Genomic DNA, 23,047 nt, shown 5'->3' with positions numbered 1-23,047 from the left:
TCCGCCCTCTCCGCGTGGCCGTGGCGAGAGGACGGTAGTGGACTTCTGGGACCTCACCAAGCTGTTGTTCCGGCGTTGGTACATCTCCGGGCCCCTGCTGCTGCTCACCGTCGCGGGCACGCTGATGGCCGCCAAGCGCATCGAGCCTGACTACGTGGCCACGAGCTACGTGCAGCTCGTTCCGCCCGCGGTGACGCCCGCCCTGACCGAGAGCAAGGCGCCGCAGCCCAAGAACCCCTGGCTCGACCTGGGCGTCAGCTCGCTCGGCAAGGCCGCGATGCTCACCGTCCAGGACCAGAAGGTCGTCGAGGTGCTGGACAAGGCCGGCTACTCCGACGACTTCACCCTCGAGCTCGACCAGTCGCTGCCCATCGTCACCTTCGAGGTGATCGGGCACACCGAGCAGCAGGCCTCGACCACCACCAAAGAGCTGATCAAGCGGTTCGAGTCCAGCGTCCGCGCCCTGCAGAACGAGTACGGCGCGCCCAAAAACCAGCTGGTCACCATCCGCCAGCTCGACCTGGGCGACAACGTGACCGAGTCGACCTCGAAGGTCAAGCGGGCCCTGGTCGCCATCGGCGGCATCGGGCTGCTGCTCACGGTGGCCCTCACCATCGCCTTCGACGCGCTGATGCGCCGCCGGAAGCCGGCCACTCCCCCCGAGGCGCCGGCGGTGGCCGAGACGCCCGTCGCCGACCCGGTCGTCCCGCCGCTGAACGGGCACGCCGTCGTCAACCGGCAGCAACCGGACGTTCCCCGGCCCCGCTCCACCTCGGCCGAGGAGACGCAGGCGATCGTGATCGGCGAGGACCGCACGGTGCGACTGCGGCCGACCAGCCGCACCCCGGACGACAAGAGGTAACCCCTTTTGACGGTGTCGCTGCTGCACCCGGACGACCTCGAGCCGTCCCGGCTGGCCCGGGGAACCTACGCCTCGCGCCGCCGGTTCACCTACATCGACGCGGCGGTCCTGCTCGGCCTGATGCTGTGCCTGCTCATGCTCATCCCGGCCAAGCTGATCGTGCCGAACATGACCGCCCTGGGCCGGCCCGGCCTGATCGTCGCCGTCCTGCTGTTCTGCTGGTGGGTGCTGGCCCGGTTCAGTCCCCGGCTGGCCATGATCGGCCCGCAGCCGCTGCGCTGGGTGGTGCTGCTCTATGTGCTGTCCACGCTGGGCTCGTACGCGGTGGGCTACCTGCGCGGCCTGACCACCATGGAGGCCAACAACGCCGACCGGACGCTGCTGTACACCGCCGCCTTCATCGGGGTGGCGCTGATCGTGGCCGACGGCATGCCCAACTGGTCGCGCCTCGAACTCGTGCTGAAGGTGTTCGTCGTCTGCGCGGCGTTCATGGGGCTGGTCGGCCTGCTGCAGTTCGTGCTCTGGACCGACGTCACGGTCTATCTGATGGTGCCCGGCCTGGAACCGCTGGGCTTCGTGCCCGGCTTCGAGATCCGCGGCTCGGGCATCCGGGTGGCCAGCACGACCATGCACTACATCGAGTTCAGCGCCGTGATGGCGACCGCGCTGCCGTTCGCCATCCACTTCACCCGGTTCGCGGCGACCCGCCGGGCCCGGCAGATCTTCTTCGTGCTGGCCCTGTTCGTCGCGGCCGGCATCCCGGCCACGGTGTCGCGCACCGGGTTCCTGGCGGCGGGGCTGGCCCTGCTGGTGATGGTGCCGGTGTGGACGTGGCGGATGCGCTACAACATGCTCATCCTGGCCACCACGCTGCTGGCCGGCATGACAGTGGTCAAACCCGGGCTCATCGAGACGGTGTGGGGCCTGTTCACCGGGGCCAGTGAGGACCCGAGCGTCACGTCGCGGACCGACCGCTACGACATGATCTACAGCTACTTCGTGCAGCGGCCCTGGTTCGGCCGGGGCACCGGCACCTGGGTCTCGCCGCAGTATCAGTATCTCGACAATCAGTGGTTCGCCCAGGCCCTCACCACCGGCGTGGTCGGTGTGGCCGTGCTGGCGCTGGTGCACATCGTGGCCTTCACGCTGGCCGTCATGGCGGTGCGGCGGGCCACCCGCGAGGTCGACAAGCACCTGTGCGCGGCGCTCGCGTCCACCCAGCTGATCGGCGTCGCGGTGGCCTTCACCTTCGACTCCTTCAGCTTCACCACGTACGCCACGATCTTCTGGCTGATGGTCGGCGGATGCGCCGCCGTCTGGCGTTTCACCCACCCGCAGCGCACCGTGCGGACCTCGGCGCCCCGCCGCCTCGGGCAGGAAGACGGAACGCGATCCACCGTCCGGTCGTAGGGTTCCGCCCCTTCGGCGACAGAGACCCGCTTTCGGCGAAACAACCGCCCGAGAGGCCGAGCGTGAGCGGACCCGGCCGTCAATAGCGTCCACAGTGGCTGAACTGTGGAAAGGCGATGGAGATGAACGTTCGGGTCAAGCGGCTGGTGGGAGCCGCAGCGACCGCACTACTGGCCACCAGCCTGGGTCTGGTGGCTCTGCCGGGGCGGTCGGCGGCCGCCGATCCGTGCAACCCGGTGGTCAACCCGATCATCTGTGAGAACAGCAAGGACGGCGCCCCGAACGAGGAGTGGGACATCTCCGGCGCCGGTGACGAGGACATCCAGGGCTTCGCGACCGACATCAGCGTCAACGCGGGCCAGCGGATCAACTTCAAGATCAAGGCGCCCGGATCCACGTACGGGATAAAGGTCTACCGCCTCGGCTACTACGACGGCGACGGCGCCCGGTTCATCACCGACGTCCCCTCCTCGGTCACGCTGCCTCAGACCCAGCCGGCGGACTGCATCCGGCAGACCGCCGTCGAGCTCTACGATTGCGGCAACTGGGCCATCTCGGCCTTCTGGAACGTCCCGGCCACCGCGGTCTCGGGCGTCTACATCGCCAAGCTCAACCGCACCGGCGGCGGATCCAGCCACATCCCGTTCATCGTGCGCAACGACGCCTCCACCTCCGACCTGCTTTTCCAGACCTCCGACGCGACCTGGCACGCCTACAACACGTACGGCGGCTCGGATTTCTACGAAGGCGGTGAGAACGGGCGGGCCTACAAGGTGAGCTACAACCGGCCGTTCAACACCCGCGGTCTGATGGCCGGGCGCGACTTCCTGTTCAGCAACGAGTACCCGATGCTGCGCTTCCTCGAGCGCAACGGCTACGACGTCAGCTACACCACCAACGTCGACTCCGACCGGCGCGGCGCGCTCATCAAGAACCATCAGGTGTTCCTGTCGGTCGGCCACGACGAGTACTGGTCGGGCAACGCGCGGGCCAACGTCGAGGCGGCCCGCGACGCCGGCGTGAATCTGGCCTTCTTCAGCGGCAACGAGGTCTACTGGCGTACGCGCATGGAGGCCAGCAAGGACGGCAGCAACACCGCCTACCGCACGCTGGTCTGCTTCAAAGAGACGTGGGCCGACGACCGCATCGAGGACGTGCCGGCCGAGTGGACCGGCACCTGGCGCGACCCGCGGTTCATGACGCCGACCAACGGCGGCGGGCGGCCCGAGAACGCCCTGACCGGTACGGCCTACATGGCGAACTCGGTCGACATGGCGATGAAGGTTCCGGCCGATCAGGGCCGATATCGGTTCTGGCGCGGGGCCGGCCTGTCCACCACCCAGACGACCACGCTGGCCGAGCACACTGTCGGTTACGAGTCGGATGAGGACCTGGACAACGGCTTCCGGCCGGCCGGGCTGATCCGGCTGTCCACCACCACCGGGCCGGTCGACGAGTACCTGCAGGACTTCGGCAAGGCGGTGAAGGCGGGCACCACCACCCACCACATGACGATGTACCGGGCGGCCAGCGGCGCGCTGGTGTTCTCGGCGGGCTCGATCCAATGGGCGTGGGGACTCGACACCTACCACGACGGCCCGGTCGAGCCGGTCGACGAGCGCATGCAGCAGGCCACGATCAACCTGCTGGCCGACATGGGCGTGCAGCCGGGCGACCGGATGGACGAGCTCGACCCGGCGTCGGCCTCGACCGACACCACCGCCCCGGTTGTCGCCATCACCTCGCCGTCGGCCCCGGCCAGCACGGTCGCCAACGGCGCCAAGGTCACGCTGACCGGCACCGCGACCGACACCGACGGCCGGGTGGCCGGGGTGGAGGTCTCGACCGACGGCGGGGCCAAGTGGCACCCGGCCACCGGCACCGCGTCGTGGTCGTACTCGTTCTTCACGCAGGGCGTCGGCTCCCAGGTCGTCCAAGTGCGCGCGATCGACGACAGCGTCAACGCCGGCGTCGCGTCCACCCGGCAGTTCACCCTCACCGGGCCCAACACCCTGTTCGGCACCCGGGCGCCGGAGACCGAGGCGGCCGACGACAGCGGCAGCACCGAGCTCGGCGTCCGTTTCGAGCCCAAGGTCGACGGCTTCGTCACCGGGATCCGCTTCTACAAGGGCGCCGGCAACACGGGCCCGCACACCGGCACGCTGTGGAGCGCGGGCGGCTCCGAGATCGAGTCGGGCACGTTCGTCGACGAGACCGCCACCGGGTGGCAGACCCTGGTCTTCAGCCAGCCGGTCAACGTCTACGCCGGCACCAAATACGTGGCCTCGTACCACGCCCCCAACGGGCACTACGCGGCCGACGGCCGGTTCTTCAGCGCCGCCGACCACGACGCCGGCCCGCTGACCGCCCGGCGCTCGACCCAGGTCGAGCCGAACGGCGTCTTCGGGTACGGCTCGGTCTTCCCCGACCGTACGTGGGACGACACCAACTACTACGTCGACGTCCGCTTCGTGCCCAGCGCCGACGCCCCGCCGGTCGTGGTGGCCACCACGCCGCTGGCCAACGCCAACGGTGTCCCGGTGTCGACCGCGCTCAAGGCGGTCTTCTCCAAGGCGCTGACGCCGTCGTCGATCGCCTTCACACTCAAGGACGCCGGAGGCGCGACCGTGGCCGGCACGACCACGTACGCTGCCGCGACCCGCACGGCCACGTTCACCCCGGCCGCGCCGCTGAACGCCGCCCAGGCGTACACGGCCTCGGTGACCGCCACCGACACGGGCGGGCACCCGGCCGAGGAGCCGAAGATCTGGTCCTTCCAGACCGAGCTCGACCCGAGCGTGCACAAGTTGTTCGCGACCGACGCCGTGCCCGCCCACCCGGCGGCCTTCGGCGACACCAGCCCGCTCGAGCTCGGCGTGCGGTTCACCCCCGCCGTGGCCGGCGAGATCGTGGGACTGCGGTTCTATCAGGGACCGGGCAACACCGGCACGCACACGGGCACCCTGTGGAAGGCCGACCAGACGCCGATGGCCCAGGTGACGTTCCCGCCGGGCAGCGGATCGGGCTGGCAGACCGCCGTCTTCGACTCGCCGGTCGCGGTGGCCGCGGGGACGACGTACGTGCTGTCGTACTTCGCCCCGAACGGGAATTACGCGTACGACGAGAACTTCTTCGACTCGGCCTGGACCAGCAGCGCCGGCAGCCTGAGCGCACCGGGCGGCGGCAACGGCGTCTTCCGGTACGGCAGCGCGGGCTTCCCGGAGAGCTCGTACCACAACACGAACTACTGGGTGGATCCGTTGTTCCGCCCCGGCGCCGGCCCCACGCCGACGCCCACCCCGACACCCACGCCGACTCCGACACCGACACCGACCGGTCCTGTCGTGCCTCCCACGGGGGTGACCATCTTCGCCGCCGGAGCCACACCGGCCAACGCGGCCTGGAACGACCCGGCCGAGATCGAGGTCGGGGCGCGGTTCACGGCCGACGTCGACGGAAAGATCACCGGGCTGCGGTTCTACAAGGGCGCGAGTAACACCGGCACCCACACGGGCACGCTGTGGTCGGCCACCGGGCAAGAGATGGCCTCGGCCGTGTTCCCGGGCGAGACCGCCTCGGGATGGCAGAGCGTCCGGTTCGCCACGCCGGTCGACGTGACGGCGGGCACGACCTACATCGCGTCGTACCACACGACGGCCGGCAACTACGCAGCCGACATCAACGCCTTCTACCACGACGGCGCCGACAATCCGCCGCTGCACATCCCGGCCGGCGGGAGCCTCTACCGGTACGGCGCCCGGGACTTCCCGAACGGCACGGCCAACCACAACTTCTGGGTGGACGTCTACTTCCAGCCGGCCGGAGCGGGAGGCTCCTGATCCATGACTTCCTCGGTGGACGACCGGCCGTTGATGGCCCGGGCCGGCCGGGCCCTCGGCTTCAGCTTCGCCAGCACGGCGATCGGCCGGCTGAGCACGCTGGCCATCGGCATCGCCCTGGCCCGCATCCTCGGGCCGGAGGAATTCGGTACCTACGCCGTGGCGATGGTCGCGCTGATCGCCGTGCTCAGCTTCAACGAGCTCGGCGTCAGCTTGGCCATCGTGCGGTGGCCGGGTGACCCGCGCGAGATCGCGCCCACCGTGGCGACCCTGTCGCTCGGGGCCAGCACGCTGATCTATCTGGGCTGCTACCTCGGGGCGCCCGCCTTCGCGAACGCGATGGGCGACCCCGAGGCGGTGCCGGTGGTGCGACTGCTGACCCTGGCCGTGGTGGTCAGCGGCCTGGTGGCGACTCCGGTCGCCATGCTGCAACGCGAGTTCAAGCAGGGCCGCAAGATGATCGCCGACCAGGTCTCGACGTGGGCCGGCGCGCTCACCTCGATCGGCTGCGCGCTGGCCGGACAGGGCGCGATGAGCCTGGCGATCGGCCACATCACCGGGGCGGTCATCGGGGCCATGCTGTTCATCGCGTTCGAGCCGCGCGCGGTCCGGCTCGGCTTCGACCGGGCGAAGGCGGCCGCCCTGCTCAAGTTCGGGCTGCCGCTGGCCGGGTCGAGCATCGTGGTGTTCGCGGTCGGCAACGTCGACCGGCTCATCGTCGGCATCGTGCTCGGCCCGGTGCCGCTCGGCCTCTACGTGCTGGCCAGCAACCTGTCCAACTGGCCCATCTCGGTGTTCTCGCAGCCGGTCCGCGCGGTGGCCCCGGCCGCCCTGGCCCGCCTGCAGCACGACCCGCCGGCCATGCGCCGCACGTTCCTGTCCACCACGGGCCTGCTGGCCGCGGTCACGCTGCCGGTGTGCGTGCTGCTGGCCGCCTCGGCCGACCCGCTGATCCATTTCGTGTACGGCGAGGCCTGGCGCGACGCCGCCGCGGTGCTGCCGTGGCTGGGCCTGCTGGCCATGCTGCGCATCCTGTTCGAGCTGGTCTACGACTACTTCGTCGTGCTGGCCAACACCCGCGTCGTCTTCACCGTCCAGGTGATCTGGCTGGCCGTGCTGGTGCCCGCCGTAGTGGCCGGCGCCCACCTGGCCGGCACGCCGGGCGCAGCGGCCGCCCAGTTCGCCGTCGCCCTGGCCGTGGTTCTGCCGCTCTACCTGCGCGAGCTCAAACGCGTGGAGATACCGCCCACCGCTTTCGCCCGCCAACTGTTGCTACCTCTGGCCGCCACCGCCGCAGTGGGTGCCATCGCCTGGGCCGCGGCCGCCACCATCTCGGTCGACCTGCTGGCCCTGCTGGTCGCCGGGGCAGCCGCCCTCGCTGCGGTCAGCGCCCTCGTTTACCGCCTCCGCACCACGCTGAGGAGTCTGCGGGCGTCCTGACTTCCCGCGGTCTCGTCAGGCGTCGGAATGGGCTCCGTCGAGAGTTGCTTCCGGTTGACCGCAGACGATGCACCGCTGCGCCGCCCACCAGGCGGTGTCCTCGTCGGCCTCGACGAAGCAGGCCTCCTGGAATCCGTCGCCGCAGGAGCATGCGGTGCCGGCCGGCGTGCGGTGCAGATGGTGACCGACATGCCCGGGACGGTCCGGCAACAGTGGCCGGCGGCGGCGTGCGATGCGTTCGGCCGCCCGCGCGGACGATCGAGCAGCCATCCGCTCTTCCCAGCTACCGTCCACCGGGACACCGTAGCGCCTGGGGAGTCGCCGGGCCGCCCGGTGGATCGTGGTGTGGTGAACTGGGGGCATGCAGATGCGTCCGGCCGAACTGGCGGCCATCCGGGCCGGTGAGGTCGATGTGGCGTTCCGGCGGTGGGAGCAGCCCCGGGTCAAGGTGGGCACCCGGATGCGGACTTCGGTCGGGCTGGTCGAGATCACGTCCGTCGAGCGGGTGCCGGTCAGCAGGCTGACCGCGGCCGACGCGCGCCGGGCCGGGGCGGCCTCGCTGGCGGCGCTGCGGCAGGGGCTGGACAAGGTGCACGCCGAGCGGCCGGTGTATCGGATCGGGCTGCGGTACGCCGGGGCCGACCCGCGGCAGGCGCTGCGCGAGACGGTGCCCGACACCGCGGAGATCGAGGCGATCGGGGCGTGGCTCGACCGGCTCGATCGCGCCTCGCCGACCGGGGCGTGGACGCGGGCGACGCTGATGCTGATCGACGAACTGCCGGCAGTCCGGGCGCCCGAGCTGGCCGGACGCGTGGGCCGCGACACCGCCTCGTTCAAGCTGAACGTGCGCAAGCTGAAGGAGCGCGGCCTGACCGAGTCGCTGGACATCGGGTATCGGCTCTCGGCACGAGGCGCCGCCGTGCTGGACCACGAGGGTCATCCCCGGTCGGCCGGCAGCCGGGTGGCGCCCGAACCCGGCACCCCGCTGCCGCACCTCGGGGCGCCCGCGACCCGGGCGCTCACCGCGCGCGGGGTGGTCCGGCTCGAGCAGGTGGCCGACCTCAGCGCGGCCGAGGTGCAGGCGTTGCACGGCGTCGGCCCGTACGCGCTCAGCCACCTGCGCTCCGCGCTGGACGCGGCCGGGTTGTCGTTCCGCGACGAACAGCCGGACCAGCAGCAGCGATGAGTTCGGGCCTCATGCCCGGTCTGTTCTGGTGACACCGGACAGAGGAGAAGAACCATGGGCAAGGTCGTCGCATCCATCTCCACGTCGGTCGACGGGTATGTCACCGGGCCCGACGACGGGCCGCAGTACGGGCTGGGCCGGGGCGGTGAACGGCTGCACTACTGGGTGATGGGTGGCCCATGGACGTACGAGAGTGGCCATGAATTCGCCATGCACGGCCCGGACAAGCAGTTCTACGACGAGATGGTCGCGACGATCGGGGCCGGCGTCGTCGGCCGCGGCATGTACGACGCGGCCGGCGCGTGGGGCGGGACCAACCCGTTCCCGGGGCCGCTGTTCGTCCTCACCCACCGGGTCGCGGATCAGCCGCCGGCCGAGGCCGGGTTCCGGTTCGTGGCGGACCTGGACACGGCGCTGAGCCAGGCGGTCGAGGCGGCCGGCGGTGGCGATGTCTCGGTCGGCGGCGGCGCCGACGTCATCCGGCAGGCGTTGCGGGCGGGGAAGGTCGATGAGCTGGTCATCTCGACCGCGCCGGTGATCCTCGGGGCCGGCAAGCGGCTGTTCGAGGGGTTCGACCGGGACGTGGACCTCGAGGTGGTCAAGGTCTACAGCTCACCGCTGGCCACCCACGCGCGGTACGCGGTGAAGAAGTAGCTGTAACCGGACGCCGCCGTCGAACGTGTAACCCCTGAACGCCCGGGACGCCGGGCGCCGGGGGGAGAGAGGGCACCGTGGTCGATTTGCGCCATTCACGCGAGGTCGATCCCGACCGGCCGCCCGATCCGGACTTCGACACCTTCTACGCCGCCCACTTCTCGTCGCTGACGATCCAGCTGTACGCGTACACCGGCGACCTGCCCACCGCGCAGGACGTGGTGCAGGAGGCGTTCTGCCGCGCCCTGGCCCAGTGGAAGCGCACGTCCCGGATGGACGACCCGCTGGCCTGGGTGCGCCGGGTGGCGTGGAACCTGGCGACCAGCCAGTGGCGCCGCGCCCGCACCGCCGCGCTCTTCGTGCGCAAGCACCGCATGGAGCACGTGCCCGCCCCCGGGCCGGACCGGGTGGCTCTGACCGCCGCGCTGGCCACGCTGCCGGCTCAGCACCGCCGGGTGGTGGTCCTGCACTACCTGGCCGATCAGTCGGTGCGGGACATCGCGGACCAGGTCGGCGTGCCCGAGGGAACGGTCAAGGCGTGGCTGCACCGGGGCCGCACGGCGCTGGCCGCCCGCCTCGCCGAGGAGGAGAAATGACCGATCACGATCCGCTGACCGCCGCGTTCGACGAGTTCCGCAGCCAGGCGGCCACCATGGTGAAGCCGGTCGGCGCCGAGCGTACCCACGAGGTCGTCCGCACCCGCAAGCGCCGGCGCGGCCTCACCCTCGGAGCGTTGGCCACCCTGGTCGTCGCGGTGCCGTTGACGGTCGCGGCCGTGCTGCCGGGCGACCCCCAAGGACCGCCGACCGGCTCGCCGCCGTCGGCTCCGCAGGTTTCCGCGTCCGCGCACTACTTCGTCGGGCCCGGGCAGAACGTGAATCCGTCGACGACCGCGCCGGCCGGGGGCCTCAGCGAGGCCGGCCTCTACTCGGCCACGCTCGACCTGCCCGCGTGGCCGGCCGAGATGAACGACGCGCGATGCCCGACCGGCCCGGTGCCGTTCCGGGCCGGCGACACCGTGGTCAACGACGCCAACCTCTGGATCGCCGGGGTCGTGCACGCCGACATCGACCAGGATGGTCAGGCGGAAACCCTCGCCCGCGTCTTCTGCATGAACGGCAACGACATCGGGTCCCAGGTCGTGGCGTTCGGTGCCGCGCCCGGCGGCGGGGTCCGGACGATCGGGCCCGTCCTGCAGCAGGGCGGCGCCGTGGTGGCCATCTGCGGGGTGCGCGCCGGCACCGGCGGCGCGGTCCAGGTCGAGACGGCCGACTTCCCGGTGCCGTGGCGGTGCGCCGACGCCGATCAGGGCAAGCCGCGCTACGTCACCCGGCAGTGGCTGACCTTCACCTGGAACGGGTCGGCCTTCGTCCAGCAGGGAACGACGCCGCCCACGACCAACAAGTACGCCACCGACCTCGAGCTGACCAGCACCGATCTCGTGCTGACCCGGCAGGGGAACGGGCACTACGTGGGCTCGATGACGTTGACGGTGCGCAACACCGGCACCTCGGCCATCCCGTACAAGACGCAAACCGTCGTCTCGGACGGCATGAAGCTGGTCGACGCGCCACCCGGCTGCGCCTTGGACCGGTCGCAGGCCGGCGGCGGGATGGTGGACATCCTCTGCACCGCGACCAAAATCACCGGCGGCGCGACCCGCACCGTGACGCTGAAGGTCGACTCGCCGCGGCGGTACACCCTTACCTACGTGCCGGACACGAACATCCTTCCGCTCGATGGCTTCAACGACCCCAACGAGGCCAACAACCGAGCGCCGCTGACCATCGAGTTCCGCGACTGACCGGGAGGCGAGTTCACGCACCACCCGGCCGCTTGCCCATGATGACGGTGTCGTCGCCGATGCCCGGCCCGAGCACATGCCAGCCTTCCGAGGCGTACAGGCGACGGGCCGGGTCGGTGTCGTCGGCGGTGGTCATCAGCAGCAGCCGGTCGTGGGCGAGACCGTCGGCCACGGCTCGCAGCAGCGCCCGGCCCACGCCCCGCCCGCGGGCGCCGGCCACGACTCCCAGGCTGACGAGCTCGAAATGACCGCCCAGCCAGGCCTGGCCGACGCCGGGCGGCAGCACCCGGCGGGCGTTGTCCGTCCACCATTGACCGTCACGGCCCGTGTAGCCGTAGGCGAACCCGACGAGCCGGCCCTCGTCATGGGCGCGGGCCAGGCGGAAGCCGTCCCGGACCCGATGCCTGTCCCAGACTTCGTCGCGCCAGGTGTCGAAGTCGCGCTGGTCGTCGAACACTGATTGGTAGACCGGCCACAGCGAGGCGCCGGTGGCCGCGTCGTCGACCCGGAACTCGAAGCTCACGACCTCAAGCTTGGCCCCGCATCGACGAGGACGCCAGCGTGGCCGCGTTGAAGTCGTCCCGGGCGGCCGTGCCCCGCATGCCCTCGTAACGGCGCCGCACCTTGTAGCTGATCAGACCGGCCGCCGAGCGCAGGCCGGCCCGGGTCTGACCGCCGTCGGCGGCCGACACCACCGCCGTACGGTAAATGTCCTCCTGCACCCGGGCGGCGCGCTGCAGACTGAAGCGCTCGACCGCCAGTTCGCGACCGTAGCGGCCGAGCCGTTCCCGCAAGGCCGCGTCGCCGATCACCTGCCGCAGGATCGCGGCCAGGCGGTCGGGACCGCCGGTGCCGTCGCCGATGCCGTACCACCCCTGTTCGAGGAAGAGCGGGCAGCTCTCGCGGGTGAGCAGTTCCCAGAAGCCGCGCTCCCCCTGCACCACCAGCGGTTTGCCGAAGGCGAGGGCCCGCAGCGCCGAACCGCCCATGCCGAGCATGATGTCGGCCGCCGCGTACGCGGGACGGGGGTCCATCAGCTGCCCGGTGAGCACGACGGCGGTGCGCCCGGCCTCCGCGTTGGCCTTGCGGGCGTGCTCGGCCACCTGGTCGCGGGCCGGGCCGTCGCCGACCACCACCAGCTGCAGCGGATGCTCGGCGCCGAGCCGCCCCACGACGTCGATGGCGGTCAGTAGGCCCTCGAGTTTCAACTCCGGCACCAGGCGGCAGACGACACCGAGCAGCAGCGACCCGTCCAGTCCGTGCTCGGCCCGGAAGTCGCCGGCCGGAAAGTCAGGAGCGTTTTCCCGTACGTCGACCGGCGGCTCGATGAGATGCACGGGACCGGGCCGACGGGCCGCCGAGTGCTTCTGCAGGGCCGCCGTGCCGACCACGAGCGGCATGGTGGCGGGCAGGAACGGCGCCACCGCCATCGACATGACCGTGCAGACGGCGGCGGTGCCGGGATTCCCGTACGCCGCGGCCGCCGCTTCCAAAGCGGGTGGCCATTCGTAGCCGTGCACGACGGTCAGGCCGCGCTCGCGCACCAGCGACCGCAGATGGCTCGCGACCGACGGCGACGGGCGGCGGCGCTTCGACGGCAGCGGCAGGTGTTCCAGGCCGAGCCCGTGGATGCGGTCGAGCAGCGGCCCGTCCTCGCCGATGACGGCGACCCGGTGGCCGAGGTCGCGCACGGCGGCGGCCAGCTCGATGGCGTTGAGCTGGCTCCCGCCGACCTCCATGGCGTGCGGATAGACCAGGACGTTCAGCTCTGCCATGTGGGGGTCTCCTCGGTGCGGGACGGGACGAGTCCGAGGGCGGCGGCCAGCACTTCGCCGCGCGCCTGCCAGGAGTGGCCGGCCGCAAACGCACGGCGGGCGGCCACGAGCTCCGGACGCGGAACGGCCGCCCGGCGGACGGCGTCGACGAACGCAGCCGGGCCGTCCGCGATGGTGATCAGGTCGGTGTCGAGCCAGCGGGTGGCAGGCAGGTCGGTGCTGACCGCGGGCAGCCCGGCGGCCAGATACTCCAGTGTTTTCAACGGGAACGAGGCCCGGTTGAAGGCCGATCTCGCGTACGGGGTGACACCCACATCCATCTGCGCGAACCACCCGGGCAGCGACTCGTACGGCTGCCGGTCGGTCCAGCGCACATGCGGGCGGGCGACCAGTTCCTCGAATCGGCCGGGCGCCCACCTCGGGTCGCGGGGGCCGACCAGCAGCAGCGAGATGTCCGCGTCGGCCAGGGCTTCCAGAAACGTGATGTCGATGCGCTCGGAGAGCTGGCCGACCACCCCGGCCACCGGGCGCGGCAGCGTGCTCTCGCGAGGCGCGGCCACGGGCAGCGGGGAGACGCCGTTGGGCAGCAAGCGGACGTCGCGAGCCCCGAGCCCCCGCCAGCGGTCGGCCAGCGTGGGCGAGACGGCCAGCACGAGGTCGGCGTCGTCGAGCGAGGCCCGCTCGTCGCGGCGCACCTCGTCGGGGTCGCCGCCCATGAGCTCGGCGCCGCCCACGAAATCGTCGGTGCCGTACAGGATCCGGCGCACGCCCGGCTCCCAGCCGCTGAGCATCCGGCCCATCCGGCTGTCGATCACCGCGTACGGGCGCTCCCCCAGCCGCCGCAGCGCGTGGTCGATCTGGGCCCGCAGGACCGCCCGGGTGGCCGGGCGCACGCGGCGGCGGGTGTGCAGGGGCGGGGCCACCGGCCGGAGCCGGATCAGCCCGGGTTCCGGTTCGTCGAGGCTGGGCCCGAACCGCCGGGCCGTGCCCTGCCGCAGGCCGTGCCGGGTGACCACCGAGAAGGCGGGATCGACCCACAGCACCCGGGCGTGGCGCAGCAGTTCGGCGGCCATCCGGCGGTCGGTGCCGGGCACACCGTCCCACGGCGTGCCGGCCCCGAGCACGATCAGCGGGGCGCCGGGCTCAGGCATGGCTGATCCCGGCCACGGCGGCCCGCCGCAGGTGGCGTGGGGTGCCCGACTTGGCGGAGATCATCACGGCGATGTCCTCGGGGCGGACCTTCCCGAGGAACGACCGCAGACCGGCCTCGTCGAGCGGCACCTCGTCGAAGTACTGGGGGCACAGCATGTCGTCGGTCGTGAAGCCGGTGGCCGGGGCGCCGAGCACCTCGTCGACGTAGACGCCGTACAGAATCAGTTCGGAGAAGTGCAGTTCGGCCCCGATCACGGTCGGCCAGGGGCGGCCCGCCACCTCCTCGACCCGGGCCAGCAATCCGCGGACGATTGCCGGGTCCCACGACGCGGGGGCGCAGATGTAGTCGGTGTAGGGCGGCTTTCCCGGTGGCAGACCGAGCATCCGGCGGGCGACCTCGTGCCAGATGAGGTGGCGGGGCATCTTGTCGTGGACCGCGCCCGGCTTGCGGAAGAACCGGGTCACCCCGTCGCGGCGATAGACGTCCGGGCCGAACGGGCGGATCACCTCGATGTCCGAGTCGATCAGCAGGGCCACGTCGGTTTCGAGGCGGGCTGCCGCGGCCAGCTTGACGATCTGCTGGGCGATCCAGCCCCGGATCGGCGGGTAAGGGCGGCGGGCGTTGACCCAGCCGTTCACCGCGGGCAGCGTCAGGAACGTCCGCGGCAGATACTCGGCCACGTCGTGCACGTGGGTCCGATCGCCGGCCAGGGAACGGAAGCGGGCGCGGTCGCGCCGCGGCACGATGATGTGGTGGTCGACGCCGGGCAGGAAGGCGCGTACCGAGGCGTGCAGGTCGGCGCAGAGCTCGAAATCGGGCGCGTAGCTCGGGGTGATGATGGCCAGGGGCGGCACGGTCTCTCCGTTCGTCATCGCACGACCGCCGGCGACCAGGCGTCCGGCACGAGGACCTGCGGGGGCCCGCTGCCGTCGGCCGGGACGCGCCAGATGTCGCTGGTGGCGGCGCCGTTGGTGTCGGTGCGGGGCAGGCCGTAGACGAGGGTGGCGTCGTCGAGCCATTCGACCTGGTCGTCGACGCTGCGCTGCTCGCTCGAGACGGTCTCGGCGCCGGTGCGCAGGTCGTGGACGGCCAGGCGCCACTTGCCGGGCGGCAGATCGCCGTGCTTCTTGAAGGCGATGCGGGTGCGGTCGGGCGACAGCGACGGGCACTCGACGTCGGGTCGCAAGGCTTTCACCGTACGGTCTTTCAGGCTGCCCTCGACCAGCCAGGTCTTCCCGCCGGTGGCGGCGGTGGCGTAGAAGCGGTCGTCGTCGGAGAACGTGACGCCCCACAGGTTCTTGTCGGCCGCGGTGACCGTCTTGCCCTCGACGATCAGCCGGAACTTCTCGATATCGCCGACCACTTCGCCGTCGGTGCGGGTGACCACCGTACGAGTGGAGAACTGCCCGGGATTGGCGTAGGAGTCGCCGAACACGAAAGTCGTGGTGGCGGCCAGCGAGCCGTCCCGCGAGAGCCGGGCCCGGCTGGGCAGCCCGGTCAGCGGCAGGTCACGCGTCGCGGCCCAGTCCGTGTCGAGCAGCTGGGCCCGGTATTTGGTGACGATGCCCCGGTCGGCCGACAGGCAGATCGCGTCCTGGGCCGTGGCGTAGACGCGCTCGCAGGCGGCCGGGGTGAACGCCCGGGGGCCGGTCGGCGCGCTGAGCGGCACGACCGCTACCCGCCCGTACTCGTTGCCCAGGGCGGTGCTACGGAAGACCAGGTGGGGTTGCGCGCGCAGGGACGCGAGGTCGCCGCCCTGAGCGACGGCGGGTGCGGCGGCCCTGGTCTGGGCCTGACTTTGCCGTACGTTCCACACGTACCCACCGGCGCCGAGCGCCACCACGAGCACGACCGCGACCAGCAGCGCGACCCGCAGCCGGAGAGTCATGCCGCGACCTCCTCGCGGCTGATCCCCCGCAGAAGCCAGGCGGCAACCGGGATCGCCGCCGCGAGCACGGCCGCGAACAGCAGCAGCGAACGCGCTGGCCCTTGCAGGCCCCACATCAACCCGAACAGCACCGAGGACGCGAAGCGGGCCAGCGCCACCACGGTCTGCGCGGCCGCGATGCCGCTCCCCCGCGCCTCGCCCGGCACGAGCCGGCTGATCAGGGCGGGCAGCACCCCGTCGGTGGCCGCGTAGAACACGCCGAGCAGCAGCAGGACGACGACGGTCAGCCCGGCGCCCCCGGCCGGCAGCGCCGCGAGCAGGTAGCAGGCGAGCAGGGCGCCGTGCCCGGCCACCAGCACCTTGCCCCGGCCGACCCGGTCGGACAGCCGGCCCAGCGGCACGGCCAGGCTCAGGTAGGCGATGTTGGTTCCGACGTACAGCAAAGGGAAGTAGATGGCGGCGAAGTCGTCGCGCTCCTGCAGCGACAGGTAGAGGAACCCGTCCCCGACCGTCAGCAGTCCGAGCAGGCCCGCCGCGAGCAGCGGCTTACGCAACCGGCGCCCGCCGACCTCGCGCATCGCCCGGCGCAGGCCGATCCGGGCCGCCCCGGCCGCCGTCCGCAGGTCGGGCACGAACAGCACGAGCACGGCCAGGCCGGCCAGCGCGAACGCGAACGACACGACGAAGATGGAGTCATAGCTGCCCGGCACGCTGGCCAGCAGCGCGAACGCCACCAGCGGTCCGAGCGCGGCCCCGATCGTGTCGAGCATCCGGTGCACGCCGAACGACCGGCCCAGCATGCTCGGATCGGACGCCTCGGCGATGAGGGCGTCCCGGGGCGCCGTACGCAATCCCTTGCCCAGCCGATCCCCGGTGATCACCGCCGTGATGGCGGCGAACCCCGCGGCCGGCAGCATCGCGATCCTGCTGAGCGCCGACGCCCCGTACCCCAGAACCGCCACCCACTTGGGATGGCCGCCGCGATCGCCCGCGTAGCCCCCGGCGATCCGCACGAAGGCGCTCACACCCTGGTACATGCCGTCGAGGAAGCCGTACGCGACCGGGCTCAGCCCGACCACGGCCGTCAGATAGAGCGGCAGCACCGACGCCACCATCTCGGACGACAGGTCGGTCAGCAGGCTGACCACGCCGAGCAGCAGGACCGTCGACGACACCCGCCGCGCGACACGGCCGGTCCCCGGCGCCTGATCGGCGCCGGGACGGTCCCGCAGACTGACGTACACGACAGTTCAGCCCTTCAGGGCGGTGGCCAGCTCGTCGGCCACGCGGGCCTGCTGGTCGGGGGTGATCTGGGGATAGATGGGCAGCGACAGGATCTCGGGCGCGGCCGCCTCGGCGTTCGGGAAGACGCCGCCCAGGTGAGCGAAGGCGCCGGTCTTGTGCACGGGGATCGGGTAGTGGATGCCGGCGCCGATGCCCGCCGCGTTCAGCTTGGCCAGCACCTCGTCGCGGCGGCCGTCCGGAACCCGTACGCAGTAGATGTGCCAGACGTGCTCGTTGCCCTCGTCCGTCGCCGGGCGCACCACGTCCACACTCGCCAGCAGGTCGTCGTAGCGGGCGGCGGCGGCCCGGCGGCGGGCGTTGCCGTCGGCCAGGCGGGCCAGCTTCGCCCGCAGCACGACCGCCTGCAGGCCGTCCAGGCGGCTGTTCACGCCGATCAGGTCGTGCTGATACTTCTTCAGACCGCCGTGACTTCCCAGCGTGCGTACGGTCGTGGCCCACCCGTCGTTGTCGGTGACCACCGCGCCCGCGTCGCCGTACGCGCCGAGGTTCTTGCCGGGATAGAAGCTGGTGGCCGCGATGCCGCCCGTGCCCGCCGTCCGCCCGTTGCGGGTGGCGCCCTGGCTCTGGGCCGCGTCCTCGACGACCGCCACGCCGCTCGCGCGCAGGCGCTCCACGTCGGCCATCTGGCCGTACAGGTGGACCGGCGCGATCGCCTTCGTGGCCGGGGTGACCGCGGCCAGCGCGGCCTCGGTGTCGATCAGGTACGTACGGGGGTCGCAGTCGACCAGCACGGGCCGGGCGCCGGTGCGGGCGACCGCCTCCGCCGTGGCGATGAACGTGTTGGCCGGCAGGATCACCTCGCTGCCGGCGCCCACGCCGACCGCGCGGAAGGCCAGCTCGAGCGCGTCGGTGCCGTTGGCCACGCCGACGCAGTGCGGCAGGCCGCTGAACGCCGCGTACTCCTCCTCGAACGCCGCCACCTCGGCGCCGCCCACGAAGGCGGTGGCCGCGATGACGCGCTTGAATCCGACCTCGACCTCCTCGGCCACCTCCGCGTGGGCGGCGGCGAGGTCGACGAGCGGGATGCGGGACATGTGCTAACTCCTCAGGAGGGGACGGATCAGGTGGGCCGGGTTGCCGGCCCAGACCTCGTTCGGCGGCACGTCGTGCAGCACCACCGAGCCCATGCCGACCAGCGAGCCGGCGCCCACCTTGACGCCCTCACGGACGAGGGCGCCGGCGCCGACGTACGAGCCCTCGTCGAGCACCACGCCGCCGCCCAGGCGGACGCCGGAGGCGACGGTGCAGTAGCCGGACACGTGGTTGTCGTGGGTCAGCACGGCCTGCGGCATGACGGCCACGTGGGCGCCGATGGTCACGTCGGCGGTGAGCACCGTGCCGGCCAGCAGCACGGTGCCGGGGCCGACCTCGCTGCCCGCGCCGACCGACGCAAGCGGGTGCACGACCGTGGCGTACCGGTCGTCCGGCAGGTCCAGGCGCTCGACGATGCTGCGCCGGGCCGTGAAGTTGCGGGGATTGCCCACGCAGACCACGACCGCGGCGTCCATCTCGCCCGCCAGCTCGGTGCCGCCCAAGATCGGCCGGCCCGAACGGGTGGTGCCGTGCAGTGCTTCGTCATCGTCGAGGAAGCCGAGCACGTTCCACACATGTGAAGCGGCGGCGGCAGTCTCGCGGGCGAAACCGCCGGCGCCGACGATGACGAGGTCGTTCACCGGGACAGCCCGCGCAGGACGGAGACGATGCGCTCCTGGTCGTCGGCGGTCAGTTTGTGATGCAGGGGCAGGATCAGCGAGTTGCGCGTCAGCCGCTCGGTCACCGGCAGCGGCGGCGGGGCGACATCGGCGTACGCGGGTTCGAGGTGCGCCGCCATGATGCCGCGCCGGGCCGAGACGCCCTGGGCGGCCAGCTCGGCCAGCACGTCGTCGCGGCTCGTCGGGAAACTGTCGAGGAGGACCCAGAACGACTGGTAGTTGGTCTGGCCGTAGGCGGGGTCCTTGATCGGGGTGAGCCCCTCGATTCCGTCCAGCAGTTCGTGATAGCGGGCGGCCAGCTGCCGGCGCTGGGCGACCAGACCGGCCAGACGGCCGAGCTGCACGAGCCCGATCGCGGCCTGAATGTCGGTCATCCGGTAGTTGTAGGCGGTCTCCAGGTAGGCCTCGAGCACCGGCTGCGAGCTGGCGTGCCGGTCGGCGGCCGACACGTTCATGCCGTGCTCGCGCAGCCGGCGCAGGCGGGTCGCGTGGCCGGCGTCGTCGACCGTCACCATGCCGCCCTCGCCGGTGGTGAGCAGCTTGCGCGGGTGGAACGACCAGGCGGCCACAGCCGCGCCGGCGCCGACCGGCTGGCCGTACGCCGTCGAGCCGGCCCCGCAGGCCGCGTCCTCGACCAGGTGGACGCCCCAGCCGTCGGCCGCCTTGCGCAGGGCGGCCGTGTCAAACGGGACGCCACCCTGGTGCACCGCGACGACCGCCCGGGTCTTTGCGGTGCGCACCGCGTCGACGGTCTCGACCGTGACGTTGCCGGTAGCCAGGTCGACATCGGCGAAGACGGGTGTCGCCCCGACGTAGCGGACAGCGTTGGCGGTGGCGATGAACGAGAAGGACGGCACGACGACCTCGTCGCCCGGCTTGATGCCGAGCACCACCAGCGCCAGGTGCAGCGCCGTGGTGCACGAGCTGGTGGCCACGCCGTGGGCCGCGCCGACCGCGGCCGCGAACTCGTGCTCGAAGCTCTTGACCCGCGGGCCCTGAGCCACCCAGCCGGAACGCACCGCCTCGGCGGCCGCCTGGGCTTCTTCCTCGCCCAGCAGAGGAATCATCACGGGAATCATCGGGACGACCGCCACCAGTCGACGAGGCCCTGCAGGCCCTCGTGCAGGCTCAGTTCGGAGCGGAAGCCGAGCTTGTCGGCGGCGGCGCTCGTGTCGGCCAGGCGGCGGGTGACGCCGTTGACCGCGCGGGCCGGCCCGAACTCGGGCTCGAGGTCGCTCTTCATCACGTCGCTGAGCGCCTGGGCCAGCTCGCGCAGGCTGGTCTCGGTGCCGCTGGCGATGTTGAAGACCTCGTCGGTGACGTCGGCCCGGGCGGCCAGGATGTTGGCCCGGGCGATGTCCGCCACGTGCACGAAGTCCATGGTGGCCAGGCCGTCGCCCAGGATCAGCGGCGGCGTGCCCGACTCGATGCGCTCCATCCAGCGGATCAGCACCTCGGTGTAGAGGCCGTAGATGTCCATCCGCGGCCCGTACACGTTGAAGTAGCGCAGGGCGACGTAGTCGAGGCCCTTCATGGCGTGGAAGCTGCGCAGCGTGGCCTCGTTGAACGCCTTGGCCGCGCCGTAGAACGTGTCGTTGTTGTACGGGTGGTGGCGCTCGGTCGTCGGGAACTGCTCGGCCAGGCCGTAGACCGACGCCGACGACGACGCGATCAGCTTCTTCACGCCCGCCTCGGCCGCCGCCTCGACCACGTTGAAGGTGCCGTCGACCAGCACCTCGTTGGCCAGCCGGGGCTCCTCGGCGCACTGCGTGATGCGGATGGCGGCGAGGTGGAAGACGAGGTCTTTGTTCTGCGTGCTCTGCTCGACGAGGGCGCGGTCCCGGATATCGCCTTCGATTAAGGTGACGTTCCCGTTGTCCAGAGCCCAGGTCAAATTCTCTTTGCGCCCGCGTACGAAGTTGTCGAGCACGACAATTTCGGACGCCCCGCCGCGCACGAGTTCGTCCACGACGTGCGAGCCGATCGTGCCCGCCCCGCCCGTGACGAGGGCCCGCGCGCCCTCGATCTCCACGCCCGTCACGCCATGCGCCCTTCGTCGAGTTTGATCATCGTGCCGCCCTCGGCCAGGCTGACCGAGGCGGCCTGCAGAATTTCCAGTACGCGCAACCCGGAACGGCCGTCGGTCAGGGCGGGCGTGCCGGTGGTGATGGCCCGCGCGTACTCGTCCACCATGGTCCGCAGCGCCTCCCGCTCGACCAGGGCGGGCGCGACCATGTCGCCGGAGCGGTACGAGACCAGCATGTCGCGGCGCTGCTCGTCGCCCAGCTCGTCGGGCGAGGCCACGTCGACGCCGCGGTCGTAGACGGCGATCCGCTGGCTCGGGTTCAGGTCGTCCCACACGAGGGTGCGCTTCGAACCGCCCACAATGGTGGTGCGAATTTTGACCGGAGACAGCCAGTTGACGTGGATGTGCGCGATCGCGCCGTTGTTCAGCTCCAGCGTCAGATAGGCGACGCAGGCCCGGCCGGCGCCGATGCCGTCGGCCCCGTGGGCGGCCACGGCCACCGGCCGGACGCCCGGCGGCAGAACGAAGTCGAGGATGGAGAGGTCGTGCGGCGCCAGGTCCCACACGACGTCGATGTCCCGCTGCACCAGGCCCAGATTGATGCGTACGGAATCGAGGAAGTGCAGTTCGCCCAGCTCGCCCGAGTGCAGCAGCTCGCGGATGCGCAGGACGGCCGGCGTGTAGCAGTAGGTGTGGTCGCACATGAGCGTGAGGCCCCGCTTCGACGCCTCTTCGACCAGTTCGAGGCCTTCGGCGTAGGTGGCGGCCAGCGGCTTCTCCACGAGCACGTGCTTGCCGGCGCGCAGGGCGGCCATGGCCACCGGAAGGTGGGTGCCGGCCGGGGTGGCGATGGCGACCGCCTGCACCTCGGGGTCGGCCAGCACCTCGTCGAGGTCGGCGGTCACCTGCACAGTCGAGTAGCCGCCGAGGACCCGGCGGGCCCGGTCGACGTCCAGGTCGCACAGCCACCGCAAGCGGAACGCGGGCGTGGCCTGGAAGTTGCGGACGAGGTTGGGACCCCAGTAGCCGGCTCCGACGACGGCGACGCCGATGGGCGCGGAGGAGGAAACAGTCACGGATATCCCGTTTCGTTGGGCTCTTCGTGCATGGTGGACGGTGCTCGACGGAAAGTTATCGACGGTTTCCGCTCCGCCGCCAGAGGACTGCCGGAAAACCGTCGGAAGCCGGGAGGGCGGCCCGGTACCTTCGGACACCGGGTTCCGACTGTCGGCCGGACCGGGCGACGACCATCGGTCAGAGTGAGCCGAAGTGTCGATGTTCCGGTGTCGCGAAAGGCGTTGCGGTCATTAGGCTGACACGCCGCCGAACCTCCGGAGAGGACATAAATGACCAACCGCGAGGGCGTCACCGTGGCCCCCACGGCCGACGTGGACGAACGCGCCAAAATCGGTGCAGGCACCCGGATCTGGCATCTGGCGCAGATCCGTGAGAATGCCACCTTGGGCGACAACTGCACCGTAGGCCGAGGCGCCTACGTCGGCCCAGGCGTTACCTTGGGCAGCAACGTGAAGCTGCAGAACCACGCCCTGGTCTACGAGCCCGCCCACCTGGCCGACGGCGTCTTCATAGGCCCCGCCGCCGTGCTCACCAACGACGAATACCCCCGGGCCGTGACCCCCGACGGCCGCCTCAAGACAGGCGACGACTGGACAGCGGTCGGCGTCACCATCGGCGAGGGAGCCGCGATCGGCGCCCGCGCGGTCTGCGTGGCCCCCGTGACCATCGGCCGCTGGGCCCTGATCGCCGCCGGCGCCGTGGTGACGAAGGACGTCCCTGATTTCGCCTTGGTCGTCGGCGTCCCCGCCCGCCGCATCGGCTGGGTCGGCCGAGCCGGCCGCCCCCTCACCCCCAAGGACGACGGCATCTGGCTCTGCCCAGAGACAGGCGCCGAATACACCGAGAAGGACGGCCGCCTGACCGAGCGCTGACGCTGTCGGCCGCCGCGAGGTTGCATTACCTCGATATCGTCGCG

General features: G+C 71.5%; 21 protein-coding genes. 9 read left to right on the top strand and 12 right to left on the bottom strand.

All coding sequences use genetic code 11. The features are described from left to right. Positions 1 to 37: 37 nt before the first annotated feature. The 4 genes from OWR29_RS09305 to OWR29_RS09290 all read left to right on the top strand — a co-directional run bounded on the left by OWR29_RS09305 (position 38) and on the right by OWR29_RS09290 (position 7,551). The gene (locus tag OWR29_RS09305) at positions 38 to 862 is read left to right on the top strand and encodes a hypothetical protein (protein WP_267562170.1); all 825 of its coding nucleotides are present in this window, start codon (positions 38 to 40) and stop codon (positions 860 to 862) included. 12 nt (positions 863 to 874) lie between these two features. Continuing rightward, positions 875 to 2,272 (top strand): O-antigen ligase family protein, encoded by a 1,398-nt coding sequence (locus OWR29_RS09300; protein WP_267562596.1) that lies wholly within the window; start codon positions 875 to 877, stop codon positions 2,270 to 2,272. A gap of 116 nt (positions 2,273 to 2,388) precedes the next feature. Further along, positions 2,389 to 6,111, top strand: coding sequence for a DUF4082 domain-containing protein (locus OWR29_RS09295; RefSeq protein ID WP_267562169.1), 3,723 nt, complete (start codon positions 2,389 to 2,391; stop codon positions 6,109 to 6,111). Positions 6,112 to 6,114: 3 nt separating this feature from the next. Then, positions 6,115 to 7,551 carry a lipopolysaccharide biosynthesis protein gene (locus OWR29_RS09290; protein WP_267562168.1) on the top strand — a complete coding sequence of 479 codons (1,437 nt, stop codon included), beginning with the start codon at positions 6,115 to 6,117 and terminating at the stop codon, positions 7,549 to 7,551. Positions 7,552 to 7,566: 15 nt separating this feature from the next. On the opposite strand, the gene OWR29_RS09285 is transcribed toward OWR29_RS09290, so the two are convergent. Further along, positions 7,567 to 7,845, bottom strand: coding sequence for a hypothetical protein (locus OWR29_RS09285; RefSeq protein WP_267562167.1), 279 nt, complete (start codon positions 7,843 to 7,845; stop codon positions 7,567 to 7,569). Between the two features lie 67 nt (positions 7,846 to 7,912). On the opposite strand from OWR29_RS09285, the gene OWR29_RS09280 reads away from it, so the two are divergent. From OWR29_RS09280 to OWR29_RS09265, 4 genes are all read left to right on the top strand, one after another. Then, positions 7,913 to 8,737 (top strand): hypothetical protein, encoded by an 825-nt coding sequence (locus OWR29_RS09280; protein ID WP_267562166.1) that lies wholly within the window; start codon positions 7,913 to 7,915, stop codon positions 8,735 to 8,737. A 54-nt stretch (positions 8,738 to 8,791) separates the two neighbouring features. Next, the gene (locus OWR29_RS09275) at positions 8,792 to 9,391 is read left to right on the top strand and encodes a dihydrofolate reductase family protein (protein ID WP_267562165.1); all 600 of its coding nucleotides are present in this window, start codon (positions 8,792 to 8,794) and stop codon (positions 9,389 to 9,391) included. An 86-nt stretch (positions 9,392 to 9,477) separates the two neighbouring features. Next, positions 9,478 to 9,987: a SigE family RNA polymerase sigma factor gene (locus OWR29_RS09270; protein ID WP_438872571.1), complete on the top strand. Its 510-nt coding sequence runs from the start codon at positions 9,478 to 9,480 to the stop codon at positions 9,985 to 9,987. Beyond that, entirely contained in the window at positions 9,984 to 11,195 is a 1,212-nt protein-coding gene (locus tag OWR29_RS09265; RefSeq protein WP_267562163.1) for a hypothetical protein, read from the top strand. The genes OWR29_RS09270 and OWR29_RS09265 overlap by 4 nt, the downstream gene beginning before the upstream one ends. 13 nt (positions 11,196 to 11,208) lie before the next feature. On the opposite strand, the gene OWR29_RS09260 is transcribed toward OWR29_RS09265, so the two are convergent. From OWR29_RS09260 to OWR29_RS09210, 11 genes are read right to left on the bottom strand one after another with little or no spacing between them, the layout of a single operon-like run. Then, complete coding sequence (locus OWR29_RS09260; RefSeq protein WP_267562162.1) at positions 11,209 to 11,718, bottom strand: GNAT family N-acetyltransferase; 510 nt, start codon at positions 11,716 to 11,718, stop codon at positions 11,209 to 11,211. Positions 11,719 to 11,722: 4 nt separating this feature from the next. Next, a complete protein-coding gene (locus OWR29_RS09255) occupies positions 11,723 to 12,970 on the bottom strand; it encodes a glycosyltransferase family 4 protein (protein ID WP_267562161.1) in 1,248 nt (415 codons plus the stop codon). Beyond that, positions 12,958 to 14,121, bottom strand: coding sequence for a glycosyltransferase (locus OWR29_RS09250; RefSeq protein WP_267562160.1), 1,164 nt, complete (start codon positions 14,119 to 14,121; stop codon positions 12,958 to 12,960). Before OWR29_RS09250 ends, OWR29_RS09255 begins: the two co-directional genes overlap by 13 nt. Further along, positions 14,114 to 14,995, bottom strand: coding sequence for a DUF6492 family protein (locus OWR29_RS09245; RefSeq protein ID WP_267562159.1), 882 nt, complete (start codon positions 14,993 to 14,995; stop codon positions 14,114 to 14,116). The genes OWR29_RS09250 and OWR29_RS09245 overlap by 8 nt, the downstream gene beginning before the upstream one ends. Then, the gene (locus OWR29_RS09240; RefSeq protein ID WP_267562158.1) at positions 14,992 to 16,011 is read right to left on the bottom strand and encodes a TolB-like translocation protein; all 1,020 of its coding nucleotides are present in this window, start codon (positions 16,009 to 16,011) and stop codon (positions 14,992 to 14,994) included. Before OWR29_RS09240 ends, OWR29_RS09245 begins: the two co-directional genes overlap by 4 nt. Further along, a complete protein-coding gene (locus OWR29_RS09235; RefSeq protein WP_267562157.1) occupies positions 16,008 to 17,255 on the bottom strand; it encodes an MFS transporter in 1,248 nt (415 codons plus the stop codon). Before OWR29_RS09235 ends, OWR29_RS09240 begins: the two co-directional genes overlap by 4 nt. A 6-nt stretch (positions 17,256 to 17,261) precedes the next feature. Next, positions 17,262 to 18,350 carry a DegT/DnrJ/EryC1/StrS family aminotransferase gene (locus tag OWR29_RS09230; protein ID WP_267562156.1) on the bottom strand — a complete coding sequence of 363 codons (1,089 nt, stop codon included), beginning with the start codon at positions 18,348 to 18,350 and terminating at the stop codon, positions 17,262 to 17,264. A gap of 3 nt (positions 18,351 to 18,353) precedes the next feature. Then, entirely contained in the window at positions 18,354 to 18,989 is a 636-nt protein-coding gene (locus OWR29_RS09225) for an acetyltransferase (RefSeq protein ID WP_267562155.1), read from the bottom strand. Then, positions 18,986 to 20,095, bottom strand: a complete 1,110-nt coding sequence (locus OWR29_RS09220) for a DegT/DnrJ/EryC1/StrS family aminotransferase (protein ID WP_267562154.1) — start codon at positions 20,093 to 20,095, stop codon at positions 18,986 to 18,988. The genes OWR29_RS09225 and OWR29_RS09220 overlap by 4 nt, the downstream gene beginning before the upstream one ends. 8 nt (positions 20,096 to 20,103) lie before the next feature. After that, complete coding sequence (locus tag OWR29_RS09215) at positions 20,104 to 21,069, bottom strand: NAD-dependent epimerase/dehydratase family protein (protein WP_267562153.1); 966 nt, start codon at positions 21,067 to 21,069, stop codon at positions 20,104 to 20,106. Then, positions 21,066 to 22,130, bottom strand: a complete 1,065-nt coding sequence (locus OWR29_RS09210) for a Gfo/Idh/MocA family protein (protein ID WP_267562152.1) — start codon at positions 22,128 to 22,130, stop codon at positions 21,066 to 21,068. The genes OWR29_RS09215 and OWR29_RS09210 overlap by 4 nt, the downstream gene beginning before the upstream one ends. Before the next feature lie 270 nt (positions 22,131 to 22,400). Here OWR29_RS09210 and OWR29_RS09205 point away from each other — a divergent pair, with 270 nt between their 5' ends. After that, positions 22,401 to 23,003 carry an acyltransferase gene (locus tag OWR29_RS09205; protein WP_267562151.1) on the top strand — a complete coding sequence of 201 codons (603 nt, stop codon included), beginning with the start codon at positions 22,401 to 22,403 and terminating at the stop codon, positions 23,001 to 23,003. Positions 23,004 to 23,047: the final 44 nt, after the last annotated feature.

This window comes from Paractinoplanes pyxinae (assembly GCF_026626335.1).
Lineage (GTDB): Bacteria > Actinomycetota > Actinomycetes > Mycobacteriales > Micromonosporaceae > Actinoplanes > Actinoplanes pyxinae.
The sequence above is the reverse complement of the archived record's forward strand: the minus strand, read 5'-3'. Positions and strand labels throughout refer to the sequence as shown.